The sequence below is a fragment of the Pseudomonas sp. TMW22090 genome (assembly GCF_022496665.1).
In the GTDB taxonomy this organism is placed as follows: Bacteria; Pseudomonadota; Gammaproteobacteria; order Pseudomonadales; family Pseudomonadaceae; genus Aquipseudomonas; species Aquipseudomonas gregormendelii.
In genome coordinates this window covers 627,356-643,124 of the sequence record NZ_SCFH01000001.1, presented here as the reverse complement: position 1 = coordinate 643,124, position 15,769 = coordinate 627,356, and the positions used below count along the sequence as shown (strand labels likewise).

The 15,769-nt window shown below is 60.7% G+C and carries 13 protein-coding genes and 1 pseudogene; 8 read left to right on the top strand and 6 right to left on the bottom strand.

The annotated features are described in order from the left end of the window. Positions 1-118 precede the first annotated feature (118 nt). The 5 genes from ugpC (at position 119) to EQV97_RS03040 (ending at position 5,672) form a co-directional block, all read left to right on the top strand. On the top strand, positions 119-1,222 hold the full coding sequence (ugpC, locus tag EQV97_RS03060) for a sn-glycerol-3-phosphate ABC transporter ATP-binding protein UgpC (RefSeq protein WP_122840500.1): 1,104 nt from the start codon (positions 119-121) through the stop codon (positions 1,220-1,222). A 16-nt stretch (positions 1,223-1,238) separates the two neighbouring features. After that, on the top strand, positions 1,239-2,711 hold the full coding sequence (locus EQV97_RS03055; RefSeq protein ID WP_240888364.1) for a mannitol dehydrogenase family protein: 1,473 nt from the start codon (positions 1,239-1,241) through the stop codon (positions 2,709-2,711). 73 nt (positions 2,712-2,784) lie between these two features. Continuing rightward, on the top strand, positions 2,785-4,281 hold the full coding sequence (xylB, locus tag EQV97_RS03050; RefSeq protein ID WP_240888363.1) for a xylulokinase: 1,497 nt from the start codon (positions 2,785-2,787) through the stop codon (positions 4,279-4,281). A gap of 13 nt (positions 4,282-4,294) precedes the next feature. After that, positions 4,295-5,233: a carbohydrate kinase gene (locus EQV97_RS03045; protein ID WP_240888362.1), complete on the top strand. Its 939-nt coding sequence runs from the start codon at positions 4,295-4,297 to the stop codon at positions 5,231-5,233. Positions 5,234-5,405: 172 nt separating this feature from the next. Continuing rightward, complete coding sequence (locus EQV97_RS03040; protein ID WP_122840504.1) at positions 5,406-5,672, top strand: DUF2790 domain-containing protein; 267 nt, start codon at positions 5,406-5,408, stop codon at positions 5,670-5,672. 74 nt (positions 5,673-5,746) lie between these two features. Here EQV97_RS03040 and EQV97_RS03035 read toward each other — a convergent pair whose 3' ends face one another. The 4 genes and pseudogenes from EQV97_RS03035 to EQV97_RS03020 all read right to left on the bottom strand — a co-directional run bounded on the left by EQV97_RS03035 (position 5,747) and on the right by EQV97_RS03020 (position 9,178). Then, positions 5,747-6,016, bottom strand: coding sequence for a DUF1652 domain-containing protein (locus EQV97_RS03035; protein WP_122840505.1), 270 nt, complete (start codon positions 6,014-6,016; stop codon positions 5,747-5,749). Between the two features lie 297 nt (positions 6,017-6,313). Continuing rightward, a pseudogene (gene ilvA, locus EQV97_RS03030) lies at positions 6,314-7,300 on the bottom strand (threonine ammonia-lyase, biosynthetic); the annotation flags it as partial. A gap of 336 nt (positions 7,301-7,636) precedes the next feature. Further along, positions 7,637-8,788 (bottom strand): PQQ-dependent sugar dehydrogenase, encoded by a 1,152-nt coding sequence (locus tag EQV97_RS03025; protein ID WP_122840507.1) that lies wholly within the window; start codon positions 8,786-8,788, stop codon positions 7,637-7,639. A gap of 39 nt (positions 8,789-8,827) precedes the next feature. Then, positions 8,828-9,178 carry a hypothetical protein gene (locus EQV97_RS03020; protein ID WP_122840508.1) on the bottom strand — a complete coding sequence of 117 codons (351 nt, stop codon included), beginning with the start codon at positions 9,176-9,178 and terminating at the stop codon, positions 8,828-8,830. A gap of 205 nt (positions 9,179-9,383) precedes the next feature. On the opposite strand from EQV97_RS03020, the gene EQV97_RS03015 reads away from it, so the two are divergent. Next, complete coding sequence (locus tag EQV97_RS03015; protein WP_225570451.1) at positions 9,384-10,256, top strand: Ku protein; 873 nt, start codon at positions 9,384-9,386, stop codon at positions 10,254-10,256. Positions 10,257-10,361: 105 nt separating this feature from the next. On the opposite strand, the gene lpxO is transcribed toward EQV97_RS03015, so the two are convergent. Next, positions 10,362-11,261 carry a lipid A hydroxylase LpxO gene (gene lpxO, locus EQV97_RS03010; RefSeq protein ID WP_122840510.1) on the bottom strand — a complete coding sequence of 300 codons (900 nt, stop codon included), beginning with the start codon at positions 11,259-11,261 and terminating at the stop codon, positions 10,362-10,364. Between the two features lie 409 nt (positions 11,262-11,670). On the opposite strand from lpxO, the gene EQV97_RS03005 reads away from it, so the two are divergent. Further along, positions 11,671-13,260, top strand: a complete 1,590-nt coding sequence (locus EQV97_RS03005) for an ABC-F family ATPase (RefSeq protein ID WP_122840511.1) — start codon at positions 11,671-11,673, stop codon at positions 13,258-13,260. Between the two features lie 238 nt (positions 13,261-13,498). Further along, a complete protein-coding gene (locus tag EQV97_RS03000; RefSeq protein ID WP_240888361.1) occupies positions 13,499-14,686 on the top strand; it encodes an MFS transporter in 1,188 nt (395 codons plus the stop codon). 19 nt (positions 14,687-14,705) lie between these two features. Here the strand turns inward: EQV97_RS03000 and EQV97_RS02995 are convergent, their stop codons facing one another. Next, positions 14,706-15,743: a dienelactone hydrolase gene (locus EQV97_RS02995; protein ID WP_240888360.1), complete on the bottom strand. Its 1,038-nt coding sequence runs from the start codon at positions 15,741-15,743 to the stop codon at positions 14,706-14,708. Positions 15,744-15,769 lie beyond the last annotated feature (26 nt).

Here is a 15,769-nt window from a genome sequence, read left to right as displayed (position 1 = left end):
ACGTGAACGATAACGCGCGCTGCCTCAAAGCACTCATTGTCCGGACGTTTTTCGCGAGCAAGCTCGCTCCTGCGGAACAGTCCGGGTTAACGCATAAAACACGTGGAGGCCCATCATCATGGCCAACCTTAGAATCAAGAATCTGCAAAAGGGTTTCGAAGGCTTCTCCATCATCAAGGGCATCGACCTGGAAGTGAACGACAAGGAATTCGTGGTCTTCGTCGGCCCCTCGGGCTGTGGCAAATCCACCCTGCTGCGCCTGATTGCCGGGCTGGAAGAAGTCAGCGGCGGCACCATCGAGCTCGATGGCCGCGACATCACCGAAGTCAGCCCGGCCAAGCGTGACCTGGCCATGGTGTTCCAGACCTACGCCCTGTACCCGCACATGAGCGTGCGCAAGAACATGTCCTTCGCCCTCGACCTGGCCGGCGTTCCCAAAGCCGAGGTCGAGAAAAAAGTCGGCGAAGCGGCGCGCATTCTCGAGCTCGGACCGATGCTGGAGCGCAAGCCCAAGCAACTGTCCGGCGGCCAGCGTCAAAGGGTGGCTATCGGCCGGGCGATCGTGCGCAACCCGAAGATCTTCCTGTTCGACGAACCCTTGTCCAACCTCGACGCCGCGCTGCGGGTGCAAATGCGCCTGGAGCTGTTGCGCCTGCACAAGGATCTGCAAGCCACGATGATCTACGTGACCCACGACCAGGTCGAAGCCATGACCATGGCCGATAAGGTCGTGGTGCTCAATGGCGGCAGGATCGAACAGGTCGGCTCGCCTCTGGACCTGTATCACCAGCCGGCCAATCTGTTTGTCGCCGGTTTTCTCGGCACGCCCAAAATGGGCTTCCTCAAGGGCAAGGTCACCCGGGTCGACAGCCAAAGCTGCGAAGTGCTGCTGGACGCCGGCACTCGCATCAACCTGCCGCTGAGCGGCGCCAGCCTGAGCGTCGGCGGCGCGGTGACATTGGGCATCCGCCCCGAGCACCTGAACCTGGCGCGCACCGGCGATTGCACCTTGCAGGTCACTGCCGATGTCAGCGAGCGCCTTGGCAGCGATACGTTCTGCCACGTGCTGACCACATCCGGTGAGGCCCTGACCATGCGGGTTCGCGGCGATCTGGCCAGCCGTTACGGTGAGGCCCTGAGCCTGCACCTGGATGCCGAGCACTGCCATTTATTCGATGCCGACGGCGTGGCGCTGACCCGCCCGCTGCGCGCCGCCGCCTGATTTGCGAGAGCCAGTGATGAAACTCAACAAACAGAATTTGCCTCACCTTGCTGCCGAAGTGCGCCTGCCGGCCTACGCCTTAAGCGACACCCGCCAGGGTATCGCGCACATTGGCGTCGGCGGTTTCCACCGGGCGCACCAGGCGTATTACACCGATGCGCTGATGAACCTGGGCATTGACCTGGACTGGGCCATTTGCGGCGTCGGCCTGCGCGGCGAAGACCGCCGCGCCCGGGATGACCTCAAGGGCCAGGATTACCTGTTCACCCTGTACGAACTGGGCGATACCGACGACACCGAAATCCGGGTTGTCGGTGCCATCCGCGACATGCTGCTGGCCGAGGACGGTGCGCAAGCCTTGATCGACCGGCTGGCGGACCCGCAGATTCGCATCGTCTCGCTGACCATCACCGAAGGCGGCTACTGCATCGATGACAGCAGCGGCGAGTTCATGGCGCAGCTGCCACAGATCCAGCACGACCTGGCGCACCCGCAGGCGCCGCAGACCGTGTTCGGTTTCCTCTGCGCAGCGCTGGCCCGCCGCCGCGCAGCGGGTATTGCGGCGTTCACCTTGATGTCCTGCGATAACCTGCCCCACAACGGCGCCGTCACCCGCAAGGCCCTGCTGGCCTTTGCCGCCCTGCACGACGCTGACCTGGGCGAGTGGATCGCCGCCAACGTAAGTTTCCCTAACGCCATGGTCGACCGCATCACGCCCATGACCAGCACCGCCCATCGCCTGCAACTGGCCGACCGGCATGGCGTGGACGATGCCTGGCCGGTGGTCTGCGAGCCGTTTGTGCAATGGGTCCTGGAGGACAATTTCGTCAACGGACGCCCGGCCTGGGAAAAGGTGGGCGTGCAGTTCACCGACGACGTGACGCCCTACGAAGAGATGAAGATCAAATTGCTCAACGGCAGCCACCTGGCGTTGACGTATCTGGGCTTCCTCAAAGGTTATCGCTACGTCCACGAGACGATGAACGATCCGTTGTTCGTGCGTTACATGCGCGCCTACATGCAGTTGGACGTCACCCCGCAACTGGCGCCCGTACCAGGCATCGACCTGGCGGATTACCAGGACACGCTGGTGGCACGCTTCTCCAATCAGGCGATAGCCGATCAACTGGAGCGGGTGTGTTCGGACGGGTCGTCGAAGTTTCCCAAATTCACCGTGCCGACCATCAACCAACTCATTGCCGATGGCCGCGACACCCGGCGGGCCGCGTTGGTGGTGGCGGCGTGGGCCCTTTACTTGAAAGGGGTCGACGAAAATGGCGATACCTACACGATCCCAGATCCGCGGGCGATGTTCTGCCAGGCATTGGTGGCCGATGATGCGCTGGTGACTCAGCGCTTGCTGGGGGTTGAGGAGATTTTCGGTACGGCCATCGCGCAGTCGCCCGAGTTTGTCGCGGCGTTCGAATGGTGCTGCAACAGCTTGCGCGAGGTGGGGGTGACACGCACGTTGGAGCGGGTCCTGGCGTAGCCTCAGTTCTGTGGGAGCGAGCCTGCTCGCGATCAGCCTCACCAAGGTTCAGATGAAACACCAAGGATCAACCATGGCACATCAACAGCTATACCTGGGCATCGACTGTGGCACCCAGGGCACCAAGGCCCTGATCCTCGACGCCCACAGCGGTCAGGTGCTGGGTCAGGGCGCCGCGGAGCACAGCCTGATCAGTGGGGCCAACGGCCGACGCGAGCAAGACACCGGTCAGTGGCTCGATGCATTTGCCCTGGCGACACGCCGCGCATTGCAGGCGGCTAATGTCGACGGTCAGGGCATCCGGGGTATCGCCGTCTCCGGGCAGCAACATGGCCTGGTGCTGCTGGACCACCAGGGTCAGGTACTGCGCCCGGCCAGGTTATGGTGCGACACCGAGTCCACCCCGCAGAACGATCGCCTGCTGGCGTTGCTGGGCGGGGAAAAGGGTTCTCTGGAGCGACTGGGCGTGGTAATCGCCCCAGGCTATACCCTGTCCAAACTGCTCTGGACTCGGGACCATCACCCGCAAGTGTTTGCCCGCATCGCCCATATCCTGTTGCCCCACGATTACCTCAATTATTGGCTCACAGGCCGTTGCTGCAGTGAATATGGCGATGCCTCCGGCACGGGTTACTTCGATGTTCGCACGCGCCAGTGGGATACGCAGTTGCTGCGCGAGATCGATCCCTCCGGGAGGCTGGAAGCGGCGCTGCCCGAACTGGTCGGCGCCGACCAGCCAGTCGGCACCATCAGGCCGGACATCGCGGCACTCCTGGGGGTCAACCCGCAGGCACGCGTTGCCAGCGGCGGCGGTGACAACATGATGGGTGCGATTGGCACTGGCAACATTCAGCCCGGCGCCATCACCATGAGCCTGGGCTCGTCGGGAACGGTGTATGCCTATGCCGACCAGCCACGGGTCAGCTTCGATGGGTCGGTGGCCACTTTCTGTTCGTCCAGCGGTGGCTGGTTGCCACTGATCTGCACCATGAACCTGACCAACGCCACCTCGGCAATACGCGAACTGTTCGAACTGGATGTCTCGTGTTTCAACCAACGGGTGGCGCAGGCACCAATAGGGGCCGAAGGCGTGTGCCTGCTGCCTTTCTTCAACGGCGAGCGGGTGCCCGCCCTGCCCCATGCCACAGGCAGCCTGCTGGGGTTGAGCCTGACCAACCTGACACAAGCCAATGTCTGCCGCGCAGTGGTCGAGGGCACGACGTTCGGATTGCGCTTCGGACTGGACCTGCTGCGCTTCGATGGCTTACAAAGCCTACGCATCTGCCTGACGGGTGGTGGCTCGAAAAGCCCGGTGTGGCGACAGATGGTGGCAGACATCATGGACACCCCCGTGATCTGCACCCATCAGAGCGAGGCGGCAGCACTGGGCGCGGCGATTCAGGCGGCCTGGTGCGTGTCACTGGCAGATGGAGCAGCCGTCAGCCTCAAAGTCTTGTGCGAGCGCTGCGTGCAACTCGACCTGAGCAGCGAAACCCTGCCGGTCGCCGCCAATGTCGCCGCGTATGAGCCGCTGTACAAACGTTACCGACAGCATGTCGCAACCCTTTGAAGAGTGAATAATCATGTATCTGGTGTGTGGCGAAGCGCTGTTCGATTTTTTCAGTGAAGAAGACGTCAGTGGCCTGGCGTCCAAAGTAAATTTCAAGGCCATTGCTGGTGGTTCGCCGTTCAATGTGGCCGTGGGTTTGCGTCGGCTGGGCGTAAAGGCCGCGCTGTTTGCCGGGCTGTCCAGCGATTACCTGGGCAAGCGTTTGCAGCAGGTGTTGCAGGACGAAGGTGTGGCTACCGACTTCGTGGTGGAATTCGCGGCGCCCACTACCCTGGCGATGGTCGCCGTGGGCGCCAATGGCTCGCCGCATTACAGCTTTCGGGGCGAAGGTTGCGCTGACCGGCAGCTGCGCCTCGACCATCTTCCGCTGCTGCCGGCCTACATACGCGGCCTGCATGTTGGTTCCTACTCGCTGGTGGTACAGCCGGTTGCCGATACCCTCCTGGCATTGGTGCGCAGGGAAAGCGGTAAGCGCTTGATCAGCCTGGATCCGAATGTGCGGCTCAATCCAGAGCCGAACATCGAATTGTGGCGCTCGCGAGTGGCGATGCTGGTCGAGCATGCCGACCTGATCAAGGTCAGCGACGAGGACCTGAGCCTGTTATATCCCGAACAGGACCCGCAGCGGGTGATCGAGGGCTGGCTGGAGCATCGCTGTCAGCTGGTGTTCCTGACTCGCGGTGGCGAAGGTGCGACGGTGTTCAGTCGTCGACACGGCGCCTGGTCGGTACCGGCCTGCGCCGTGGAGATTGCCGACACCGTCGGTGCCGGCGATACCTTCCAGGCGGCGTTGATCGCCTGGCTGACGGAGCGGCAACTGGATTCGGTGCAGGGTTTGCAGCAATTAGAACGCGAGCAGACTGATGCAATGCTCAGGTTTGCGGTGAGCGCAGCGGCACTGACGTGCACCAGGACCGGGCCGGACTTGCCGTATCGGCATCAGCTGCAATAAACCTGAAATAGCAGCCTCCAGCCGACAGGTGGCATACGGCGAGGTTAACCATCGCTTAACTGTGCGGTCCAATAATTGACTGGACCGCACGCCTGCAGCTTGCCTGACAGCCCAGTGCGGACCGCTCGATCCTGACGGTCGAGCTGACCTTTGTCTGCGCTGGAGTACGCTCATGAAAATGCAAACGATATTGCTCGCCACCACCCTTGCCAGTATTTCCTGGGGCGGCATCGCCCATGCCAATGACGCAGGTACCAGCCAAGCGGTGCCCTACCATTACGGGATGCCCCTGCACGTCGCCAAGGTGGTGGCCCTGACGGAGCCTTCGACCATGGACTGCAAAGTGGTGACGGCTGAAATGAAATACATCGACAACGCCGGGCAACCTGCGCAAATCAGCTATCGCAAATTGTCGGATGCTTGCAGCTTGCAGAACTGACGACAAAGGGTCTGGCCTGTTGTCAGGCCAGACCCTTGAGTAATAGTCAGATCGCCGGCGGTTATCGTCAGAGCTTAAAGCGCCTTGCGGTCCGGGTGCAGCGTTTGCTTGTGTGCATGGAGATCGATATCGGAGCGCAGCCCCGCAATGAGCTCGTTGATCTCTCGCCTGCCGTTAAGATGACTGGCGTCTATACCGGATTTGACCAGGTCGACCTGATCCGTCACGCCGTCGGAAAACACTTTGATGGTCATGGAAAGGTCAGGCGATAACGTACATAAACAGCGTTTAGGCAGGAAACTGCTTTCAATGATGTTGCGAAGTTCCAAGGCAGAAAGAAACATGGCGACCCTCTCCTTATTGTCAGATTGCCAACGATAACCAGGCGCTGACTCAATGAAATTCGGGGTCAGCTTAAGGACATCTACAGCATAAATCATGCCTCTGATTTCGCTGTGCAGCTCATCGGGAAATCAATAGGTTAGCGAAGGTGAGCGAGCAAGTGATCATGCAAACTGCAAGAAGCCGCGCCTGGGCCACTGCAAAATGCAATCCTGCCCCGGCCGGTTGCACGAACCGGACACGGCGGCAAGAATGCGGCAATGTGTCCAGTCTCAGGCCGGCGCGCCGCATGAGGCGGCACGTTCAGCCACGTGGCGCAGGCTGTCGAAGTTGATGTTGGCGCCCGAGTCGATGGCCACCAGGGTCTGGCCACGGGCTTGGGTGCGGGCGACATACTTTTTGATACCGGCCACGGCCAGTGCACCGGAAGGTTCGGTGATCGAACGGGTATCGTCGTAGATATTCTTGATCGCGGCGCACAACTCGTCATTGCTCACGGTCAGCATTTCGTCCACGCAGAATCGACATACTTCAAACCCATAGGCGCCTATTTGCGCCACCGCAACGCCGTCGGCAAAGGTGCCGACGTTCGGCAGCACCACGCGCTCATCGGCTTGCAGCGCTGCGCCTAGGCAAGCTGAGTGTTCGGACTCCACACCGATGATGCGCACTTGCGGTCGCAGGTATTTGACGTATGCGGCGATGCCTGCGATCAGTCCACCACCCCCCACCGGCACAAAGATCGCGTCGAGGCCTGCGGGGTGCTGACGCAGGATCTCCATGGCGACAGTGCCCTGCCCCGCGATCACCTCCGGGTCGTCGAATGGCGAAACAAAGGTACGGCCTGTGCGCGCGGCCAGGTCCAGGGCGTATGCCAGGGCAAACGGAAAGCTTTCACCGTGCAGCACGGCCTCGGCGCCACGGCTTCGCACCCCCAGCACCTTCAGTTCCGGCGTCGTGGCGGGCATGACGATGGTCGCGGCAATTCCCAGTTCCCGCGCTGCCAACGCCACACCTTGTGCGTGGTTGCCGGCCGACGCGGTGATCACTCCGCGTGCTTTTTGCTCATCACTCAGTTGCACCAGCTTGTTATAAGCACCGCGGATCTTGAAGGAAAACGTCGGCTGCAGGTCCTCGCGTTTCAGCAGGATCTGGTTACCCAGGGCTTCCGACAACGCGGGTGCAGGTTGCAATGGCGTACGTACGGCCAGTTCGTAAACCGGCGCCGCGAGTATTTTCTTTACGTAATGGGCAAGCAGGGCTTGCTGGTTGGCGGTGTAGGTCATCTCGGTCTCCTTTATTACCCACGCAGGAGCTGCCGAAGGCTGCGATCTTTTGCTCTGCAATAGCGACAAGATCGCGACCTTCGAACAGCTTCTACGCCGGTCCCTCAGCGGCTTTAACCCAGGAGACAGAAAGTAAAAACCCGCCTCGAGGGCGGGTTGGGTGCTGCAGTCGTGAGCTAGCCCGCCAAATAAGGAATGGCGGTAATAATGATTGGCTGGCAGCGCGATACGTTGGAAGTCATGGGTCGAAACTAGCCGGCGGCTGAGGGCAAGTCAATGGCCAATTATAATCGCCCCCTGCAGACTCGCCGCTCAACCCAGGGAAGGTGGATGCAGTTACTTCAACCCAACCTTGTACAACACCCCATCGCTCTCATCCGTCAGCACGTACAAATAACCGTCCGGCCCCTGCCGCACATCGCGAATGCGCTTGTTGAGCTCGCCCATCAAGCGCTCCTCGTGGACCACTTTGTCCCCGTTGAACTGCAGGCGGATCAATTCCTGGCTGACCAGTGCCCCCATGAACACGTTGTGCTGCCACACCTTGAACCGGTCGGCATCGTAGAACGCCATACCGCTCAGCCCCGGGGATTTCTCCCAGACATGGTGCGGCCCTACCGTGCCCTCGGCGGTCTTGCCGGTGGCTTCGGGAATGGGCTGGCCTGAATAATTGATGCCATGGGTAGCCAGCGGCCAACCGTAGTTCTTGCCGCGCTCGATCACATTCAGTTCATCGCCACCGCGGGGGCCATGCTCGGTTTCCCAGAGGACGCCCGTCCAGGGGTTGAGCGCCGCGCCTTGGGGGTTACGCTGACCGTAAGACCAGATTTCCGGGCGCACACCGTTCTGCCCGACAAAGGGGTTGTCATCCGGTACCCGGCCATCGGGATAGATCCTGACCACCTTGCCCTGCAACTTGTCGAGGTCCTGGGCCGTTGGCCGGTCGTTGTTTTCACCCAGGGTGATGAACAGATAGCCGTCGCGGTCGAACACCAGCCGCGAGCCGAAGTGATTGCTGACCGAGAGCTTGGGCTCCTGCCGGAAGATCACCTTGAAGTTCTCCAGAGTCTTCAAATCTGCCGACAGTTGCCCGCGACCTACCGCGGTACCGGCCTTGTCCCCCTTGCCGCCACCCTCGGCGTACGACAGGTACACCGTGCGGTCCTGCTTGAAGTCAGGGGACAGCACAACATCCAGCAAGCCACCCTGGCCTTTGGCCCACACGTCCGGCACGCCGCTGATAGGGGCCGAAAGCTTGCCATCGAGGGAGACCAGCCGCAGGTTGCCCGGGCGCTCGGTTACCAGCATGCCCTGGCGGTCGGGCAGAAATGCCAGGGCCCAGGGATGCTCCAGACCTTGAGTGAGGGTGGTGACTTCAAGCGTGCCCTGCTCGCTCTTCAATTCCTGGACAGATGCCGCAACGGCGGCGGGTGCAGTGGTGAACATGACACTGGCGCAGAAGGTGGCCAGGAGGGATTTTCTCAACATGCACAGTTCCTTATGTCGTCAAAATAGTCAGCCAGGCTGTCAGCGATTGTTGCTATCGCCGTCTCTAGGGGGTGGGTTGGGAATGAACCTGGGTGGGCTGTCGGGCACAGGGCGAGTCTGCGGTGCACGATTGCCAATGCCGCCGTTGTCCAGGGTGGGTGGCCGGGGCACTGGTACGGTATTGGGCCCGCGTATGGCCGGCGCACTGGGTTGTGTGCCTTGCATGCTATTGGGGTTGGCCCGGCGAATGGGGCTGTTGTAGGGATTGCTGGTACTACCCGTAGGGCTTTGCGCCAACAGCATCGACTCAGGGGCCGCTGCCGCGTGGGCCTGATGGCTCAGCACGGCACCCCATGCCAGTGCGGTGCAGACCAGCACGAACCTGTTCATCGGTGAACCTCTCGACGTGGGCGTGGATAGGGTCTTCGATACCACGCTACGCCGGGGGTTCTGTTTTGTTAATCAAAACCTCGCGCCGAAGATGTAACACCAGTTGACCAGGGCTGCCCCGCGCCCCGGCGGGCCGGGGCATAATCGGCTGAAACTTTTGCCAGGGGATGCGGGTCACCTGATCATCACTCGCGAGTAGACGACCATGGCACGGGCAATCTGGAAAGGCGCAATCAGTTTCGGGCTGGTGCATATCCCTGTAGCGCTGGTTTCGGCGACGTCTTCCCAAGGCGTGGACTTTGACTGGCTGGACAGTCGCAGCATGGATCCGGTCGGGTATAAACGGGTGAACAAGGTAACCGGCAAGGAGGTGACCAAGGAACACATCGTCAAAGGTGTGCAGTACGAAAAGGGACGCTACGTGGTGCTCAGTGAAGAGGAAATCAAATCAGCCCACCCGCTCTCCACCCAGACAATCGACATCTTTTCCTTTGTCGACAGCGAGCAGATTCCGCTGCAGAACATCGATACGCCTTATTACCTGGCCCCGGATAAACGCGGCGGCAAAGTCTATGCGCTGCTGCGTGAAACCCTGAGCAAAACCAACAAAGTCGCCCTGTGCCACGTGGTGCTGCATACCCGCCAGCACCTGGCAGCGCTGATGCCGTTGGAGTCGGCGATGGTCCTGGTGATGCTGCGCTGGCCGGAAGAGGTTCGCAGTCTCGACACCCTGGAACTGGGCAGCGAAGTGACCGAGCCCAAATTGGCCAAGGGCGAGCTGGATATGGCCAAGCGCCTGGTGCAGGACATGAGCGGCGACTGGTCGCCTGAAGACTATCGCGACAGTTTCGAGGACAAGATCATGGCGCTGGTCGAGAAGAAAGCCCATGAAGGCAAGATCGAAGATGTGGAAACGGCGACCGGCGAGGAAGAGCGCAAGACGGCGGATGTCATTGACTTGACCGAGTTGCTCAAGCGCAGCCTGGGAGGGAAAGCTGCTACCAAGCCGGCGGCGAAAACCAAGTCGGCGGCGAAGGCTGCACCGGCGAAAAAGGCGACCAAGCGCTCGGCGGGATGATTGATTGTTAAGGTGCAGTCCTGATCGCGAGCAGGCTCGGTCCCACAGCGGCTTTGTGTTGTTCACAATGCCCGCCTGGGGGGAGCCTGCTCGCGATGGCATTGATCAGATCAGCACAAAAACCGTCAGCAACCCGCCCAATATTGCCCACTTTTCCAGGTAATAAAGCTTGCGATTGCGCTTCTTCAGCGCCTTGCCGCGCAAGCGGATCTTGTAGATCTTGCCAAACAGCCGGTTGATCCCGCCCGTCTTGTCGCCCGCATCATTCGGTGCGCCGGCAGCGGACATCACATGGCGGCTGAACCAGCCGTTGAATGCTGCCGCCCAGCGATACTTCATGGGCCGCTCGATATCGCAAAACAGAATGATGCGATTGTGACTCGTGGTGTTTTCCGCGTAATGGATGAAGGTCTCATCGAACATTACGGCTTCACCGTCGCGCCAGTGGTAATTCTCGCCGTCGACGTTGATATAGCAGCCCGCATCATTGGGCGTTTCCAGGCCAAGGTGGTAACGGTAGGACCCGGCATAGGGATCACGATGGCGCACCAGTCTGGCCCCCGGCGGCAACTCGGCGAACATCGCCGCTTTGATCGAGCCGATGCCCTGTACCAGTTCGGTGGTGCGGGGGCACAACTTCATGGCCGAGGGATGGCTGTCGCCATACCACTTGAGGTAGAAACGTTTCCAGCCAGTCTTGAAGAAGGAGTTGAAGCCGACATCGTCAAACTGGCTGGAACGCTTGATTTCACCAGCGCGAATCAGGTTCTGTCCTTCTGCGCGAATCTCCTGCCAGTGTTCCTGCAGTGGCCGCAGGTCCGGAAAGTCTGCCGGATCGAGGTACGGCTTGTTGGGCAATTTCGAGAACAGGTACAGCAGACAGTTCAGGGGCGCGAGGAACGTCGAGTGGTCGCTCAGTTGCCGGCCTGGTTTATGGCGCACGCGGCCGCGCAGGTGGACGTAAGCGATCGAGACTATATAAACGGCGGCAATGATGAGTTTCACGGAAATCGTCACATGTCAGGAGTGAACAAACTGCATCCATGCCTGTCGGCATCAAGTAGGTGGCATTTTAGCCACAGTTGCTGCCCCTTGGTGAACCTGCAAATGCGAAAAACCGTCCGCTGACGCCGCCAAAGCACCCGCACGGCCTTAATGCCCTATCGTTTAAGGTGCCAGACCAGTACAATCGCCGCCAAACATTACGCGCCCCCCTTGGTTGATGACGGGAATACCCCCCGTTTCAGCGCACTTCGACTCGGGCCAAGCGCTCCATATGCTGCTGTCCACTTATTGCCAGATGGACCTTCCGCTTCTGACCGGGATGCATTTCCGTGGTTTGAATACCGGAAACGGGTACTGAATCGGTACTGCCGCAACCCTAGCTACTCTGAATGCTTCGCAGGAAAAACCTTTGATCTCTACAGCTAACATCACGATGCAGTTCGGCGCCAAGCCGCTATTCGAAAACGTTTCGGTCAAGTTCGGCGCGGGCAACCGCTACGGCCTGATCGGCGCCAACGGCTGCGGCAAGTCGACGTTCATGAAAATCCTCGGTGGCGACCTCGAACCGTCCGGTGGCCAGGTCATGCTGGAACCGAACGTGCGCCTGGGTAAATTGCGCCAGGACCAGTTCGCCTACGAAGAATTCACCGTGATCGACACCGTGATCATGGGCCACGAAGAGCTGTGGAAGGTCAAGGCCGAGCGCGACCGCATCTACTCGCTGCCGGAAATGACCGAAGAAGACGGCATGGCCGTGGCCGAGCTGGAAACCGAATTCGCGGAAATGGACGGTTACACCGCCGAATCCCGTGCCGGTGAACTGCTGCTGGGCCTGGGTATCGGTATCGAGCAGCACTTCGGCCCGATGAGTGAAGTGTCCCCGGGCTGGAAACTGCGGGTGTTGCTCGCCCAGGCGCTGTTCTCCGATCCTGAAGTGCTGCTGCTCGACGAACCGACCAACCACCTGGATATCAACACCATCCGCTGGCTGGAAAACGTGCTGACCCAGCGCTCCAGCCTGATGATCATCATCTCTCACGACCGTCACTTCCTGAACAGCGTGTGTACTCACATGGCTGACCTGGATTACGGCGAGTTGCGCCTGTTCCCGGGCAACTACGACGAGTACATGACCGTGGCGACCCAGTCCCGCGAGCAGCTGCTGTCGGACAACGCCAAGAAGAAAGCGCAAATTTCGGAACTGCAGTCGTTCGTCAGCCGCTTCTCGGCCAACGCCTCGAAAGCCAAGCAGGCCACTTCCCGCGCCAAGGCGATCGACAAGATCCAGCTGGCCGAGGTCAAGCCATCGAGCCGCGTGAGCCCGTTCATCCGTTTCGAACAAACCAAGAAGCTGCACCGGCAGGCCGTCATCGTCGAGCGCATGGCCAAAGGCTTCGACGGCAAGCCGCTGTTCAAGGACTTCAGCTTCCAGGTTGAAGCCGGCGAGCGCGTAGCGATTATCGGCCCGAACGGCATCGGCAAAACCACCCTGCTGCGCACCCTGGTCAACGAGCTGACGCCGGATGCCGGTACCGTGAAGTGGACCGACGCCGCGGAACTGGGCTACTACGCCCAGGACCACGCACACGACTTCGAGGACGACTGCAACCTGTTCGACTGGATGGGCCAGTGGACCCAGGGCGGCGAGCAAATCGTTCGCGGCACCCTCGGCCGCATGCTGTTCTCCAACGACGAGATCCTCAAGTCGGTCAAGGTGATCTCAGGTGGTGAGCAAGGTCGCATGCTGTTCGGCAAGCTGATCCTGCAAAAGCCGAACGTGCTGATCATGGACGAACCCACCAACCACTTGGACATGGAATCCATCGAGGCGCTGAACCTGGCGCTGGAGAACTACCCGGGCACGCTGATTTTCGTCAGCCACGACCGCGAGTTCGTATCGTCCCTGGCAACCCGCATCATCGAGCTGAGCCCGAGCGGCGTGATCGACTTCAGCGGCACCTATGACGATTACCTGCGCAGTCAGGGCGTGGTGTTTTAAGAGCAGCTATTAGTTTCAAGCTGCAAGTTGCAAGTAAAAGCCCTGTCCTGGTGACGGGGCTTTTTATTGTTTGAAGATCAAAAGATCGCAGCCTTCGGCAGCTCCTACCTTGGAATGCGCCCTCTGTAGGAGCTGCCGGAGGCTGCGATCTTTTGATCCTGATCGTTAGCCTGCTTCCTTTTATTTCTCGCCCGCGCCATGATGCATCTCTCCCTCCGCCGCCCGCGAACGAGCCCTCATGTCTGTGCAGCAACTGCCACCGCAAAGCTCCATGGCGATCACCCTGCAGATCGTCTCCATCGTCTTCTACACCTTCGTCGCTTTCCTGTGCATCGGCCTGCCGATCGCCGTGCTGCCGGGCTACGTCCATGACCAGCTGGGGTTCAGCGCCATAGTCGCGGGCCTTACCATTGGCTGCCAGTACCTGGCTACCCTGCTCAGCCGGCCGATGGCCGGGCGCATGTCGGACACTGTCGGTACCAAGCGGGCGATCGTCTACGGGTTGTCGGGCATTGTCCTGAGTGGCCTGCTGACCTGGCTGTCGACACTCCTGCAAAGCACGCCGCTGCTGAGCCTGCTAATCCTGATTGCCGGGCGTTTATTGCTGGGGATCGCCCAGGGCCTGATCGGCGTCGGCACCATCAGCTGGTGCATGGGCCAGGTGGGCGCTGAACACACTGCTCGCTCCATTTCCTGGAATGGCATCGCTTCCTATGGCGCAATCGCCATCGGTGCGCCCCTGGGCGTGCTGATGGTCGGCCAGCTGGGTTTCGCCAGCCTGGGAATCGCCCTGTCATTGCTGGCGGGGGGCGCGCTGTTGCTGATTCGCAACAAACCTTCAGTACCAGTGATCCGCGGCGAGCGCCTGCCATTCTGGGCGGTGTTCGGGCGGATTGCACCGTTCGGGGCCAGCCTGAGCCTGGCGTCGATCGGCTATGGCACGCTGACCACCTTCATCACCCTGTACTACGTGAACCGTGGCTGGACAGGTGCGGCGTATTGCCTGACGGTGTTCGGCGTGTGCTTCATCCTGGCCCGGGTGCTGTTCATTTCCAGCATCAGCCGTTTTGGCGGCTTCAATTCAGCTATCGCCTGCATGTGCATTGAGGTTGTGGGGCTGGTATTGCTCTGGTTCGCGCCCTCCACTGGCTATGCCTTGCTCGGCGCAGGGCTGACGGGGTTCGGCCTGTCCCTGGTGTACCCGGCGCTGGGGGTGGAGGCGATCAAGCAGGTACCAAACTCCAGTCGCGGCGCGGGCTTGAGTGCCTACGCGGTGTTCTTCGACCTCGCTCTGGCGATAGCCGGGCCATTGATGGGTGCCATCGCATTGAACCTGGGGTATTCGTGGATCTTCTTCTGCGCAGCCCTGCTGTCAGCGACAGGACTGGGACTCACTCTGCTGCTCAAACGTCGGGCAATGGCTTAAGCCCTATATCGCGCAGGTATCATTGATCAGCGGTTTGCATACCCGCCCGATTCGGCTTGGACAGCGTGCGGGAAAAGAACCGGCCAGCCTCCCCAATCAGGTTGCGATGAATGTCCTCGCGGTTAACGCCATCGGCATCAGTGCACAGTGCTGGCATGGCGGCAATCTGCTCATCGTTGCACGGGGCCATGAACACGAAATGCCCGGCGCCAGCCAGCAACTTGAAATCCGGTGCGATTGGCAGTTTGCGTGCCAGGGCGGCGGCATTTTTGTCAAAGGCCACCAGCTTGTCTCCGTCACCGCTGTAGAGCAGCACTGGCACATGCACGTCAGCCAGGGTGTGCCGGCCGAACTTGAGGCTCAACGGCGCCATCAGGAGCAAGGCGTGTACTCTTGGGTCGGCCACCGGTTGCAGGTCATCGCGATCGACGATCAGCTCGCCCTGGGTATTGCAGGCGTCACGATCATCCGGGCGCTCCTGGCAATAACGGCGCAGGCGATCCAGATCAGGGGTTGCACCGGAGAGTATCAAGGCCGTTTCACCGCCCGCCGAATAGCCGATCACCCCGACCTGCCCGGCATTCACGAATGGCGCCAGCATCGGATCGCCCAAGGTTGCGGTAATGGCTTCGGAAATCTGCAGCGGCCGGCCGTACAGATTGCTCAGGGTACCCAGACGACTGTGGTCGGTTGAGTTGTCACCCGGATGGATAACCGCCACCACCACAAAGCCCTTGCGCGCCAGCGAAGTCATCAGGTCGTGCAAGGCCATCGGCGTGCCAGTGTTGCCATGGGACAGCATCAGCATCGGGTAACGCCCGATGGCCACCCGGGTATCCTCACCCGCTTCGACCGTATAACCCTCCAGGCGGCTGGAATGCTCCTTGTCGCTTGAGGGGTAGAACGCGATGGCACGCATCGGCTGCAAGTCCAGAGGGTCGAGAAAACTCATCTCGTGGTAGCCGACGCTCCAGCGCGGGTGCAGTGCACGTGCTGCCTGCACCCAATTAAGGCTGCCGAGCAGGACCAAGAGTAATGCTGCACAAAGACGTACCATGGAACGCCCTACCTGTTGGCTTGCGG

Coding starts and splice junctions, on each gene's coding strand:
- ugpC (WP_122840500.1), top strand. CDS start 119: ATGGCCAACCTTAGAATCAAGAATCTGCAAAAGGGTTTCGAAGGCTTC.
- EQV97_RS03055 (WP_240888364.1), top strand. CDS start 1,239: ATGAAACTCAACAAACAGAATTTGCCTCACCTTGCTGCCGAAGTGCGC.
- xylB (WP_240888363.1), top strand. CDS start 2,785: ATGGCACATCAACAGCTATACCTGGGCATCGACTGTGGCACCCAGGGC.
- EQV97_RS03045 (WP_240888362.1), top strand. CDS start 4,295: ATGTATCTGGTGTGTGGCGAAGCGCTGTTCGATTTTTTCAGTGAAGAA.
- EQV97_RS03040 (WP_122840504.1), top strand. CDS start 5,406: ATGAAAATGCAAACGATATTGCTCGCCACCACCCTTGCCAGTATTTCC.
- EQV97_RS03035 (WP_122840505.1), bottom strand. CDS start 6,016: ATGTTTCTTTCTGCCTTGGAACTTCGCAACATCATTGAAAGCAGTTTC.
- EQV97_RS03025 (WP_122840507.1), bottom strand. CDS start 8,788: ATGTTGAGAAAATCCCTCCTGGCCACCTTCTGCGCCAGTGTCATGTTC.
- EQV97_RS03020 (WP_122840508.1), bottom strand. CDS start 9,178: ATGAACAGGTTCGTGCTGGTCTGCACCGCACTGGCATGGGGTGCCGTG.
- EQV97_RS03015 (WP_225570451.1), top strand. CDS start 9,384: ATGGCACGGGCAATCTGGAAAGGCGCAATCAGTTTCGGGCTGGTGCAT.
- EQV97_RS03000 (WP_240888361.1), top strand. CDS start 13,499: ATGTCTGTGCAGCAACTGCCACCGCAAAGCTCCATGGCGATCACCCTG.
- EQV97_RS02995 (WP_240888360.1), bottom strand. CDS start 15,743: ATGGTACGTCTTTGTGCAGCATTACTCTTGGTCCTGCTCGGCAGCCTT.